Annotated in this window: 11 protein-coding genes; 2 read left to right on the forward strand and 9 right to left on the reverse strand. The window is 62.7% G+C overall.

Translation table 11 applies throughout. The annotated features are described in order from the left end of the window. Nucleotides 1-17 precede the first annotated feature (17 nt). Entirely contained in the window at nucleotides 18-968 is a 951-nt protein-coding gene (gene speB, locus NK214_RS06685; protein ID WP_235087422.1) for an agmatinase, read from the reverse strand. A 148-nt stretch (nucleotides 969-1,116) separates the two neighbouring features. Between speB and NK214_RS06690 the strand changes: the two genes are divergently transcribed. Beyond that, complete coding sequence (locus NK214_RS06690) at nucleotides 1,117-2,037, forward strand: LysR family transcriptional regulator (protein WP_253314076.1); 921 nt, start codon at nucleotides 1,117-1,119, stop codon at nucleotides 2,035-2,037. A gap of 69 nt (nucleotides 2,038-2,106) precedes the next feature. Here the strand turns inward: NK214_RS06690 and NK214_RS06695 are convergent, their stop codons facing one another. The 5 genes from NK214_RS06695 to htpX all read right to left on the reverse strand — a co-directional run bounded on the left by NK214_RS06695 (nucleotide 2,107) and on the right by htpX (nucleotide 8,127). Then, entirely contained in the window at nucleotides 2,107-3,198 is a 1,092-nt protein-coding gene (locus NK214_RS06695; RefSeq protein ID WP_235087415.1) for a porin, read from the reverse strand. 490 nt (nucleotides 3,199-3,688) lie between these two features. Beyond that, on the reverse strand, nucleotides 3,689-5,140 hold the full coding sequence (locus tag NK214_RS06700; RefSeq protein WP_107798619.1) for an ATP-binding protein: 1,452 nt from the start codon (nucleotides 5,138-5,140) through the stop codon (nucleotides 3,689-3,691). Beyond that, on the reverse strand, nucleotides 5,137-5,856 hold the full coding sequence (locus NK214_RS06705; RefSeq protein ID WP_107798618.1) for a response regulator: 720 nt from the start codon (nucleotides 5,854-5,856) through the stop codon (nucleotides 5,137-5,139). The genes NK214_RS06700 and NK214_RS06705 overlap by 4 nt, the downstream gene beginning before the upstream one ends. Nucleotides 5,857-6,157: 301 nt before the next feature. Further along, nucleotides 6,158-7,144 carry a TerC family protein gene (locus tag NK214_RS06710; protein WP_107732454.1) on the reverse strand — a complete coding sequence of 329 codons (987 nt, stop codon included), beginning with the start codon at nucleotides 7,142-7,144 and terminating at the stop codon, nucleotides 6,158-6,160. Between the two features lie 101 nt (nucleotides 7,145-7,245). Beyond that, complete coding sequence (htpX, locus tag NK214_RS06715) at nucleotides 7,246-8,127, reverse strand: protease HtpX (protein WP_227104316.1); 882 nt, start codon at nucleotides 8,125-8,127, stop codon at nucleotides 7,246-7,248. A gap of 127 nt (nucleotides 8,128-8,254) precedes the next feature. Between htpX and NK214_RS06720 the strand changes: the two genes are divergently transcribed. Beyond that, complete coding sequence (locus tag NK214_RS06720; protein WP_107798616.1) at nucleotides 8,255-9,145, forward strand: LysR family transcriptional regulator; 891 nt, start codon at nucleotides 8,255-8,257, stop codon at nucleotides 9,143-9,145. Nucleotides 9,146-9,193: 48 nt separating this feature from the next. Here the strand turns inward: NK214_RS06720 and NK214_RS06725 are convergent, their stop codons facing one another. Genes NK214_RS06725 through NK214_RS06735 form a run of 3 tightly spaced genes read right to left on the reverse strand, consistent with a single transcriptional unit; the run spans nucleotide 9,194 to nucleotide 11,775 of the window. Then, complete coding sequence (locus NK214_RS06725) at nucleotides 9,194-9,904, reverse strand: ABC transporter ATP-binding protein (RefSeq protein WP_107798615.1); 711 nt, start codon at nucleotides 9,902-9,904, stop codon at nucleotides 9,194-9,196. Beyond that, nucleotides 9,901-10,671 carry an ABC transporter ATP-binding protein gene (locus tag NK214_RS06730; protein WP_227104323.1) on the reverse strand — a complete coding sequence of 257 codons (771 nt, stop codon included), beginning with the start codon at nucleotides 10,669-10,671 and terminating at the stop codon, nucleotides 9,901-9,903. The genes NK214_RS06725 and NK214_RS06730 overlap by 4 nt, the downstream gene beginning before the upstream one ends. Nucleotides 10,672-10,674: 3 nt before the next feature. Continuing rightward, on the reverse strand, nucleotides 10,675-11,775 hold the full coding sequence (locus tag NK214_RS06735) for an ABC transporter ATP-binding protein (protein WP_107798613.1): 1,101 nt from the start codon (nucleotides 11,773-11,775) through the stop codon (nucleotides 10,675-10,677). Between the last annotated feature and the right edge of the window lie 10 nt (nucleotides 11,776-11,785).

Consider the following 11,785-nt stretch of genomic DNA (forward strand, 5'->3'; position numbering starts at 1 on the left):
CATGGAATCAGCGCGGCTTAGCGCGCTGGCGCGGGCAAAACGCATAGCATTTCGAACAGCAGATTGGCGCCCAGCAAAGCGGTGTTGCCGCTGGCGTCATACGGCGGCGACACCTCGACCAGATCGCCGCCCACCAGATCCAGGCCCCGGCAGCCGCGCACGATTTCCAAGGCCTGCGCCGAACTCAGGCCGCCCACTTCCGGCGTGCCGGTGCCGGGCGCGAACGCCGGGTCGATACCGTCGATGTCGAAACTCAGATACGCCGGCGCCGCTCCCAGCTGCGCGCGCACCTCGGCCATCAACGGTGCCAGCGAGCGATGCCAGCATTGCTCCGCCGTCTCCACCCGAAAACCGCGCTGGCGTGACCAGTCGAAATCCGCCGCCCCGTAGCCGCTGCCGCGCAGACCAATCTGGACCACCCGCCCCTCGGCCAGCAGCCCCTCCTCCCAGGCGCGGCGGAAGGTGGTGCCGTGCGCGATCTTCTCGCCGAACATCTCGTCGTTGACGTCGGCGTGAGCGTCCACGTGCACCAAGCCCAGCGGGCCATGCTTGCGCGCCAGCGCGCGCAGCGCCGGCAAGGTGACGGTGTGGTCTCCGCCCATGCCCAGCAAACGTACCGGGTGCCGCAGCGCCAGATCGTAGGCGGCCTCGATCCGCGCCACGCTGTCCTCCAGGTTATAGGGATTGGTGGCGACATCGCCGAGGTCCGCCACTTGCAGCCGTTCGAACGGCGCGGCGCCGCTGCCCAGGTTGTAGGGGCGCAGCAGCGCCGACTGGCTGCGGATTTCACGCGGGCCAAAGCGGGTGCCGCTGCGGTTTGAGGTGCCGATATCCAGCGGCAGGCCGATGAAGGCGGCGTCCAGGCCGGCGGCGCTGTCGCGCAGAGGCAGGCGCATCATGCTGGCGACGCCGCCGAAACGCGGCATCGCATTGCCGCTCAGCGGCTGGTTGAGCAAAGGGGCGGACATAAGACCTCCTGCGTCTTGATGGATGGGATCACGCAGTCTATGCGGCCGCCTCTCCGGCTAACATCACCAAACGCCACGGTTTACATGGATGAAAATGAATGTATTAATCAGCGGGTGCCCACTCATTGCGCCGCCGGCGCGGAGGCCCATGCTCAATACCTTAAGCAATATGGATTTGCGGCTGATCCGCGTGTTTCAGGCAGTGGTCGAGGCTGGCGGCGTCTCCGCCGCGCAGGGCACGCTGAACATCAGCCAGTCCACCATCAGCAATCAGCTGGCGGCGCTGGAAACCCGGCTGGGCTATAGGCTGTGCGAGCGCGGCCGCGGCGGCTTCGCGCTGACCGCCAAGGGCAAGCGCCTGCTGGCCGCCAGCCGGCAGTTGTCCGAATCGATGGAGTTGTTCTGTCGGGAAGCCCGCCAGCTGGACCGGCAGTTGGTCGGGCAATTGCGCATCGGCGTGATCGGCCATACCGCCCTGGGCGCCAATGCGCGGCTGTCGGCGGCGATCCGGCGCTTTCGCGCGCGGCCGCAAGCGGTGGAGTTGATTCTGTCCATGTTGCCGCCGGGCGGCCTGGAGGAAGCGCTGCTGTCGGGCGGGATTCACCTGGGCATCGGCTATTGCTGGCATCGCGCGCCCCAACTGGAGTACCGGCCGCTATTCGTCGAACGGCAGCTGGCCTACTGCGGCCGCGACCATCCGCTGTTCCCGCAGGCCGGCGCGCTTGGCCCCGCCGAGCTGGCCGCCCACGACTGGGCCTGGCGCAGCTATCCGCTGCCGGATACCGGGCTGCCGGTGGCGGATTGGCGCATCAGCGCCCGCGCCGACAATATGGAGGCGATCGCCGCCCTGATTCTGTCCGGCCGCCATCTGGGCTTTTTGCCGGAACACTATGCCACGCCGCTGGCGGAGCGGGACTTGCTGCGAGCGCTGGACCCGGCGCGCTGGCGCTATCTGGCCGAATTCCAACTGGTCACCCGCAAACGCGGCCATCCCAATCCGACGCTGCAGGCCTTCGTCGCCGACCTCGTCGCCGCCCACGGCGAGCCGCTTGCCGAGCGCCGGACATGAAAAATGCCGCCCCTGTTGCCAGGGGCGGCATTCCAAACTGTTCGCAGCTTTACGTCTAGCCCGTAACGCTTAGAACTTGTGTACGACGTTCAGACCGAAGGCCTTGATCTTGTCGGTGGACTGACCATTGCTCTTCAGGTAAGCGCTGTCAGCCTTGATTTCGCCGTACTGAGCGCCCACGGTGGTGCGCTTGGACAGGCTGTAGTCAACGCCCAGCAGGAACTGCTTGTAGCCGCTGTCATCTTTCTTCACGCCGTCAATCTTCAGGTCCTTGGCTTGAGCATAGGTGAACTTGGGCATGAAGGCGCCGATCTGGTAGCCGGCGGTCAGCGCGTATTCTTGCGATTCGTACTTGCGGCCATCAGTGCCCAGGGCAGCATCAGCCAGGAAGTACTGCGGGGTCACGGTGGCGTCGCCCTTGTCATTGCGATAGCCCAGCGCCACGAAGATGTTGTTGGCGTTATAGCCAGCTTCGATGCGGTGCTTGTTGTTGGCCTTGCTGCTCAGGTTCAGGCCGGCAACGATCGGGCTTTCGTGGATGTACTGGTACTTGCCGAAGAAGCCGCTGTTCTCGTAGGACAGGCCCAGGTTGTAGGTTTCGCGATCGGCGTTTTGAGCAACGTTCGGGTTGGTGGGATCAACGATGAAACCACGCTTGTCTTCCTTGGTGCCGTACAGGAAGGCGGCTTGGAAGCCGGCGAATTCCGGGGTGTCGAAACGCACGGCGTTCTTAACATAGCCGTCGCCGCGGGTGAAGGCGTTCAGTTGCAGCGCGTTGCTGCTGCTTTCCCACGGGTTAACTTGAGCCATGTCGGACTCGCCGTAGTTGGCCAGGTGACCCAGACGGAAAGTACCGAAGTTGGAGGACAGACCTACGAAGGATTCGCGGCTGGCGAAGGTGCCGCTGCTTTCGCCGGTGCGGCTCTGGCCGTCGATGCCGAAGCCGGTTTCAACTTGCCAGATGGCTTTCAGGCCATTGCCCAGATCTTCATTGCCTTTGAAACCGATACGGGAACCCAGGTCGTCGATATTGGTTTGCTTGGTGCCCTTGCTGCTGTCGACGTATTCAACGCCGCCTTTGATGGTACCGAACACGGTTACGTCGGCGAAAGCGGCTGCCGGCAGAGTGGCAACCATCAGAGCGATCAGACTTTTTTTCATGATGTGGCTATCCTTCTTGTTTACTTAGGAAGTGAGCGAATACTAGTTGCTGTGTTTCACATTTGCAACTAGCCATGCAAACTTGTGGTCATTAAACAACAGTAGTGTCAAAAAAACAACATCAGACTTCAGGAAATCAGACTGGAACACTCAGGCGAAGTTTCACTCTCAACTTGTTAAAATTCATTAACTACAAGCATTTGAGCAAAAAAATGCCCGCACGCGGCGGGCTGAAGATTGGATAGACTTGACTCGAATTCAAAGAAGCGAAAAAGAATCTGTATCAGTGAATTCTGACACTGATTGTAATCAATCACTTTGTAAATGTCCATTTACAATACGGCTTTAATGTAAATAGAGTGTGAACACATCGTAAATTTTGAGAATTCGGCAGATACAAAACCGCTCACCCGCCCCCTCTCTCATCGCACCCCGGCGATAAGACAAGAAAAAAGCCGCGCTAGCGCGGCTCGCCACAAGATCAATGCGTTCAATGTCCGGCCGGCAAACTCAGTTTCACGCACAAACCGCCCTGAGGCCGGTTGTTCAGTTTGAGATCGCCGCCATGGTCGCGCGCAATCGCCCGCGCGATGGCCAGGCCCAGGCCGCTGCCCCCGGTATGGCGCGCCCTGGAGTCCTCCAAGCGGACATAAGGCTCCATCACCCGTTCCAGCTCCGCCTCGGCGATGCCCGGCCCCTGGTCCTGAATCCGCACTTCCACCCAGTCTCCCCGCTGCCGCAGGCTGACCTCGATCCCCGCGCCGCCGTAACGGCGCGCGTTCTCCAGCAGATTGCCCAGGCAACGGCGCAAGGCGCCGACCTTGCCGGCGACCGGCGCCACCGCTTCGCTGTGCAGTTGGATGTCGGCGCCGAAAGCCTCCATATCCTCCACCACGCTTTCCAGCAAAGCGTTGAGATTCAGCTTCACCACCTGCTCGCTGCCGCAGCCGCCGCGCAGATAGGTCAGCGAGTCGTTGATCAATTGGTCCATTTCCAGCAGGTCGCGCTCTATCGCCTGCTTTTCCGACGATTCGGCCAGCCCTTCCAGGCGCAGACGGATGCGGGTGATGGGCAAACGCAGATCGTGCGACACGCCGGCCAGCATCTGATTGCGGGTTTTCAGCAGGCGCTGCAGCTCGGTCTGCATCCGGTTGAAGGTTCGGGCGGCTTCCGCCACTTCTTCGGAGCCGGTTTCCGGCAAGGGCGCCTGATTAAGATTGCTGGCCAGGCCTCGGGCCGCCTGCGCGAACAGGCCCAGCGGCCGGATCAGCTGCCGCACCGCCCAGGCGCCCAGAATAGCGGCGGTCAAGGCCACCAGCAGCAGCCAGGCCAGGATGCGGATGGGCTGATCGGCCAGCGAAATGGGCCGCGAGGCGTTGAAGGTCAATACCGTGCCGTCGCTCAGCCTGGCCTGCACCGTGGCCAGATGGGTCTTGAATTCGGCCAGCGGCCCCAGAGCGGTCAGTTCTTCGCCGACGATGGAGCCGGCAAGGCCGGCGTCCCGCGTGGGCGTGAAATTTTTCATCCCCAACCCGCCCACCCTATCGATCAAGGCCGCGCGGCCGCCCGCCGACGAATCCTGCTGCTTGGACAACACCTGCAGCTGATAAGGCTTGATCAGGTCGCGCTTGATCAATTGCTGAAACGAGCGGCCATGCCGGCTCAGCGTATTTTCTGGCTGCTCCCAGAACCGGTCCATGCGCACCAGCAGCGTGGGCTGGTTCAGGGCGGAAATCACCTGTTCCCGATATTTGCTTGGACACTCGTCCAATAGATTGACGATGTCGGCGATGTGCTGCGCGGTGTATTGCACGCGCAAGGAATTGCTCAAGCGGTCGCGGTCGCTGAGAATGAAATAAATGCCCAAGGCGTTGGCCAGCAGCAAGCCCCCCACCAGCGTCAGCGAAATCTGGCCATACAATGTGCGCGGCAACCACCTCATCGCAAGGCTTCCACCTCGCAGGCCAGCATATAGCCGCCGCTGCGTATGGTCTTGAGCAGCACGGGTTCGCGCGCGTCCTCGCCCAGCCGGCGGCGCACCCGCCCTATCATCACGTCGACGGTGCGGTCGAACGGTCCGGCCTCCTTGCCGTTCATCGCCTCCATCAGTTGATCGCGCGACATCACCGCGTTGGCGTTTTCCGCCAAGGCCTGCAGCAGTTTGAATTCGCCGCCGGACAGCGGAGTGACCACCCCGGCCTCGTCCAGCAGATGCTGGGCGTTCAGGTCCAGCGTCCAGCCGGCGAAACGCAGCCGGCGCACGCTGGCCGCATTCGCCGGCTGATCCGACACCCGGCGCAGAATGCTCTTGATCCGCGCCAGCAGCTCGCGCGGGCTGAACGGCTTGGTCAGATAATCGTCTGCCCCCATTTCCAGGCCGATGATGCGGTCCAGCTCGTCGCCGCGCGCGGTCAGCATCAGGATGGGCATGCAGGAGCGCTCGCGCAGATTGCGGCACAGGGTCAGGCCATCCTCGCCCGGCAACATCAGGTCCAGAATCAACATATTGTAGTTCTGCGCGGCAATCGCCTGATGCATGGCCTGGCCGTCGCCGACGGCGTCGACGGCGAAACCCTGCTTGCCCAGGTAGTCGCGCAGCAGGTCGCGCAGGTCGGGGTCGTCATCCACCACCAGCAATCTTGGCACTTCGACAGTCATAACAGCTCACCTCCATTGCGGCTTTATTATAAGACCCGCTAACCCAAGCCCTGATCCTGCCTTGCGCCTCCTGGCCGTACGACTTGTACTGCCTGCGTCGGCGCGCCTAGGCTCAGCTTCTCTGCGAGGTTTGGTTAGCGGCTCTAAGGATACCGCGCCCGCCCGCTGGGCTGAGGGAGAAATCGTGGCCAAATGAGAGAGGTTTACAGAAGGTTTACAAAAAACCGGCCACGCGCATCGCGCATGGCCGGTTTCCCTTGCCCGCAGGAGCCCTGCTCCGGCGCGAACTTATGCGTCCGCCTCAATCGTTGGGGTTCTGATCGCGCGTCTTGTGCAGCGAATACAGCACGCCCGCCAGCAGCAGGCCCAGCGTCGCCGCCAAGGACCAGGCGGTGGGGATCTTGAACGTCACCCAGCCCACGTCGTTGAAGAACACCAGCCCCACTTTGACGCCTATCATCACCAATACCAGCGACAAGGCGTACTTCAGATAATGGAAGCGATGCACCATCGCCGCCAGCGCGAAGTACAGCGCGCGCAGGCCCAGGATCGCGAAGATATTGGAGGTGTAGACCAGGAACGGGTCCTGGGTGATGGCGAAGATGGCCGGGATGCTGTCCACCGCGAACACCAGGTCGGCGCTCTCCACCATGATCAGCGCCAACAGCAGCGGCGTCGCCCACCAGCCGCGAGCCAAGCCATGCGCCTCGCCGCGCACCAGAAACTGTTTGCCGTGCAAGTCCGGCGTCAGCCGCAGGTGGCCGCGCAGCCATTGGTACATGCGGTTTTCCTGGATGGGCGCGTGCTCGTCGTCGGAAAACAGCATCTTGATCCCGGTGGCGATCAGGAACAGGCCGAACAAAACCAGCACCCACTGGAACTGCGCCACCAGCGCCGCGCCCAGTCCTATCATCAAGGCCCGCATCACGATCACGCCGAGAATGCCCCAGAACAGCACCCGGTGCTGGTACAAGCGCGGCACCGCCAGGCTGGAGAAGATCAGCGACATCACGAAGACATTGTCCATGGACAGCGACTTCTCCACCACATAGCCGGTCAGGTACTGCATGCCGGCGTCCGCGCCCTGATACCACCAGATCCAGCCGCCGAAGGCCAGGCCGACGCCGATGTAGAAAGCCGACAGCATCAGGCTTTCCTTGACCCCGATCTCCTTTTCCTCTTTGTGCAGCACGCCCAGATCGAAAGCCAGCAGAGCCAGCACAATCGCCATGAACATCAACCACACCCACAAGGGGTAGCCGGCGAAGCCGGCGCTCAACCATTCCATAAGCATTCCTTTAGGCAATAGAAAGGCCCCGGGCCGAGCGAGCCGCCCCGGGGCCTGAATTCACATCAGCCGCCTCCGCTGCCGCGGAGGCGGATCAAAGCTTAACGACCGTGTTCCAGCGCGCCGATGCGCTCCTCGATGCTGGGATGGCTGGAGAACAGCGCCATCAGGCCGCCGCGCCCACCGGAGATGCCGGAGGCCGCCATATTCTGCGGCAGGTCGCCGGCGGCGACGCCGCCGAGACGGCGCAAGGCGTTGACCATGGGACGCGCGCCGCCCAGCAGGGTGGCCGCGCCGGCGTCGGCGCGGAATTCGCGCTGACGCGAGAAATACATCACGATGGCGGAGGCCAGGATGCCGAACACGATCTCACAGACGATCACAGTGACCATATAGCCAATGCCCGGGCCGCTGGATTCTTCGTCGTTGCGGCGCAAAAAGTTGTCCACCAGATAGCCGACCACGCGCGCCAGGAAGAACACGAAGGTGTTGACCACGCCCTGGATCAGCGTCAGCGTCACCATGTCGCCGTTCTGGATGTGGGCGACTTCGTGCGCCAGCACCGCTTCCACTTCTTCTTCCGTCATCGAGGCCAGCAGACCGGTGGACACCGCCACCAGCGAGTTGGATTTGCTCGGGCCGGTGGCGAAGGCGTTGGGCTCGCCCTCGTACACCGCCACTTCCGGCATCGGCAGGTTGGCGCGGCTGGCCAGCTTCTGCACGGTGTGCACCAGCCAGCGTTCGGTGTCGTTGCTCGGGGTTTCGATCACGCGCGCGCCGGTGCTCCACTTGGCCATGGTCTTGGACAGCATCAGCGAGATGAAGGCGCCGCCGAAACCCATCACCGCGGCGAAGCCCAGCAGCGTGCCCAGGTTCAGGCTGTTGCCCGTCATGAAGCGGTTCAGCCCCAACAAGCTGGCCACAATGCTCAGCACCACCATCACGGCGATGTTGGTGGCGATTAATAGGATGACTCGTTTCATGGTGTTGGCCCTTGCGTTGAATTCGACGGCATTCCGAGGAACGCCCGACACAGTGCATTCTAGACGCTGCGTCCCTCGGAAAAAATCAAATATAATCAGAAAATACATCAAGTTTTTTCGAACCATTATGTCCGAACGGATCAACTTCAAGCATCTGCATTACTTCTGGGCGGTCGCCCACGCCGGCGGCGTCACCCGCGCGGCGGAACAATTGGGCGTCAGCGCTCAAACCGTCAGCGGCCAGATTTCGCGGCTGGAACAGAGCCTGGAGCGAACCTTGTTCCGACAACAGGGACGCCAGCTGGTTCTGACCGAGGCCGGCCATGTGACGCTGCGCTACGCCGATCAGATCTTCATGCTGGGCGAGGAATTGCAGGAAACGCTGGAAGACGCGCAGCTGGACAAGACCATCCGTCTGGCGGCGGGCATCTCGGACGTGCTGCCCAAGGCCATCGCGCTCAAGCTGCTGGAACCGGCGCTGCGGCTGGACGCCAAGGTCAGGCTGCAATGCGGCGAAGGCGATTTCGACGAGTTGCTGGCCGACCTGACCCGCCACCGGCTGGACGTGGTGCTGGCGGACCGGCCGATGGCGGCCGGCGGATCGCAGCCTTTTCAATCCTGGCTGCTGATGCGCTGCCCGGTGATGATAGCCGGCGCGGCCGAACTGTGGCGGCGCTACGCCGAAGGCTTCCCCGCCAGCCTGAACCAGGCGCCCATGCTCTTGCCCAGCCGCCACCATGTGCTGCGCAGCCAGTTGGACCAGTGGTTCGAGGAGCGCCGGATCAAGCCGGACATCGTCGCGGAGTTCGACGACGGCGCTTTGCTGGACGCCTTCGGCCGCCAAGGCTTCGGCCTGTTTCCCAGCACGGCGCCCAGCGCCGGCGACGCGAACGCGCCGCAGGCGCTGGGCGAGGTCGACGGGGTCTGGGAGCATTATTACGCCATCGCCAACCGCCGCCGGCTGCAGCATCCGGGCGTGCAGGCCATGTTGCAAGCCGCCATCGACGCCGCGCTCTGAAAACAAAAAACCCCGGACAAGTCCGGGGTTTGGCGACGCGCGGCGAACTCACTCGCCCAGATAGGCGTTGCGCACGCGCTCGTCGTTGAGCAGATCCTTGGCCTGGCCGCTCATGGTGATGCGGCCGCTTTCCATCACATAGCCGCGCTGCGACACTTCCAGCGCCAGCTTGGCGTTCTGCTCCACCAGCAGCATGGTCACGCCTTCCTTGGCCACCATCTGGATGATCTCGAAGATCTTCTCCACGATGATGGGCGCCAGGCCCATGGACGGTTCGTCCAGCAACAGCAGCTTGGGCTTGGACAGCATGGCGCGGCCCATGGCCACCATCTGCTGTTCGCCGCCGGACAAGGTGCCGGCCAGTTGCTTCTGCCGCTCCTTCAGGCGCGGGAACAACTCGTACACCCGCTCGGCTTCGCTCAGGATCGCGGCCTTATCGTCGCGATAATAAGCGCCCATCAGCAGGTTCTCTTCCACCGTCAGCTTGGCGAACACCCCGCGGCCCTCCGGCACCATGGCCAGGCCGTGGCGCACGAAGTTGTGCGGCGCGATGGTGGAGATGTCCTTGCCGTCGTAACGAATGCTGCCGCCGGATTTTTTCACCATGCCCACCAGGGTTTTCAGCGTGGTGGTCTTGCCGGCGCCGTTGGCGCCGATCAGGGTCACCAACTCGCCCTGCTCGATGTGAAAATCGACGCCCTTGACCGCCTGAATGCCGCCATAGGCCACTTGCAGGTCTTTGACTTCCAAAATGCTCATGCGTGTGCCGCTCCCAGGTAGGCCTCAATCACTTTCGGGTTCTTGCGCACCTCTTCGGGAACGCCTTCGGCAATCTTCTTGCCGTAGTCCAGCACCGCAATACGGTCGCACAAGCCCATCATCAGTTTGACGTCGTGCTCGATCAGCAGCACCGTCACGCCTCCGGCGCGGATTTTGGACATCAGGGTCTTCAGTTCCTCGGTCTCGCGCGGGTTCATGCCGGCGGCCGGCTCGTCCAGCGCCAGCAGCTTGGGCTCGGTGGCCAGCGCGCGCGCAATTTCCAGCCGGCGCTGATGGCCGTAGGACAGGTTGCGGGCGCGCTCATGCGCCACATCGGCGATGCCCACGTATTCCAGCAGTTCCCAGGCCTTGTCGGTGATCGCCCTTTCTTCTGCCATGGTGCGTCTGTCGCGCAGCACAGCGCCCAAGGCGCCGGCCTTGGAGCGAATGTGACGCCCCACCATCACGTTTTCCAAGGCCGTCATTTCGGCGAACAGACGGATGTTCTGAAAGGTGCGGGCGATGCCGGCGGCCACCACCACGTGCGGCTTCTGTTGGAACAGATTGTGGCCGTCGAACTCGAACGCGCCTTCGTCCGGCACGTACAAACCGGTCAACACGTTGAACAGCGTGGTCTTGCCCGCGCCGTTGGGGCCGATCAGGCCGTAAATCTCGCCCTTGTTGATGGTCAGCGCCACGTTGTTGAGCGCATGCAGGCCGCCAAAGCGTTTATGGATGCCTTCTATCTTCAGCAAAACTTCAGCCATGGCTCAACCTTTCTGCCCTGCGGCTTCTCTATCGTCACGGAACTCGGCTTTACGGCGCTTGGACGGCCACATGCCCTCCGGCCTCACCAGCATCATCACCACCATCGCCAAGCCGAACAACAGCATGCGGGCGTTTTCCGGATCGATCAGCATTTTGCCGAAGGTTTTCATCTGCAGCGGGCCTATCACTTCGCGCAGGATCTCCGGCGCGATGGTCAGCACCACGGCGCCGAGAATCACGCCCGGGATGTGACCCATGCCGCCCAGCACGATCATCGCCAGAATCATGATGGATTCCAGCAAGCTGAACGATTCCGGCGACACGAAGCCCTGGAAGGACGCGAACAGGCCGCCGGCCACGCCGCCGGACAAGGCGCCCAAGGCGAAGGCCAGCAACTTGATGTTGCGGATGTTGATGCCCATCGCCGCGGCGGCGATGTCGTCTTCGCGCAGGGCCACCCAGGCGCGGCCGATGCGCGAATGCTGCAGGCGCCAGGCCATGATCACCACGCCCACGGTCAGCGCCAGGAACAGATAGTAGTAGAGATAAACGCTGTGGAAGCTCAGGCCGAACAGCTCCATCGTCTCGCCCAGCGATACGCCGCCCACCTTGATCGGGTCGATCAGGTTGATGCCCTGCGGGCCGTTGGTGATGTTGACCGGGGTGTTCAGGTTGTTCATGAAGATGCGCACGATCTCCCCGAAGCCCAGCGTCACGATGGCCAGATAGTCGCCCTTGAGCCGCAATACCGGCGTGCCCAGCAAGATGCCGCAGAAAGCCGCCAGCACCGCGCCCAAGGGGATGGTGATGTAAAACGGCAGATGCAGGCCGAAATGCGGCGAGCCCAGCAAGGCGAAGGTGTAGGCGCCCACTGCGTAGAAGGCGATGAAGCCCAGGTCCAGCAAGCCGGCGAAGCCCACCACGATGTTGAGGCCCAACGCCAGCATCACGTAGAGCAAGGCGAAGTCGACGATGCGGACCCAGGAGTTGCCCAGCAGGCCGCCCACCAGGAAAGGCAGTACCGCCATCGCCACCGCGGACAGCACGAACAGGCCGACTTTCTTGCCGGTGTCCATCTTGTTGATATTGAGTGCCATGGTCATGATATGTCGT

This window comes from Chromobacterium sp. S0633 (assembly GCF_024158805.1).
Classification (GTDB): domain Bacteria; phylum Pseudomonadota; class Gammaproteobacteria; order Burkholderiales; family Chromobacteriaceae; genus Chromobacterium.

What these genes read in the sequence shown, in the direction of transcription:
- NK214_RS06720 (WP_107798616.1), top strand. Translation starts at nt 8,255, where the DNA reads ATGTCCGAACGGATCAACTTCAAGCATCTGCATTACTTCTGGGCGGTC.
- NK214_RS06695 (WP_235087415.1), bottom strand. Translation starts at nt 3,198, where the DNA reads ATGAAAAAAAGTCTGATCGCTCTGATGGTTGCCACTCTGCCGGCAGCC.
- NK214_RS06730 (WP_227104323.1), bottom strand. Translation starts at nt 10,671, where the DNA reads ATGGCTGAAGTTTTGCTGAAGATAGAAGGCATCCATAAACGCTTTGGC.
- NK214_RS06735 (WP_107798613.1), bottom strand. Translation starts at nt 11,775, where the DNA reads ATGACCATGGCACTCAATATCAACAAGATGGACACCGGCAAGAAAGTC.
- NK214_RS06690 (WP_253314076.1), top strand. Translation starts at nt 1,117, where the DNA reads ATGCTCAATACCTTAAGCAATATGGATTTGCGGCTGATCCGCGTGTTT.
- NK214_RS06725 (WP_107798615.1), bottom strand. Translation starts at nt 9,904, where the DNA reads ATGAGCATTTTGGAAGTCAAAGACCTGCAAGTGGCCTATGGCGGCATT.
- speB (WP_235087422.1), bottom strand. Translation starts at nt 968, where the DNA reads ATGTCCGCCCCTTTGCTCAACCAGCCGCTGAGCGGCAATGCGATGCCG.
- htpX (WP_227104316.1), bottom strand. Translation starts at nt 8,127, where the DNA reads ATGAAACGAGTCATCCTATTAATCGCCACCAACATCGCCGTGATGGTG.
- NK214_RS06705 (WP_107798618.1), bottom strand. Translation starts at nt 5,856, where the DNA reads ATGACTGTCGAAGTGCCAAGATTGCTGGTGGTGGATGACGACCCCGAC.
- NK214_RS06700 (WP_107798619.1), bottom strand. Translation starts at nt 5,140, where the DNA reads ATGAGGTGGTTGCCGCGCACATTGTATGGCCAGATTTCGCTGACGCTG.
- NK214_RS06710 (WP_107732454.1), bottom strand. Translation starts at nt 7,144, where the DNA reads ATGGAATGGTTGAGCGCCGGCTTCGCCGGCTACCCCTTGTGGGTGTGG.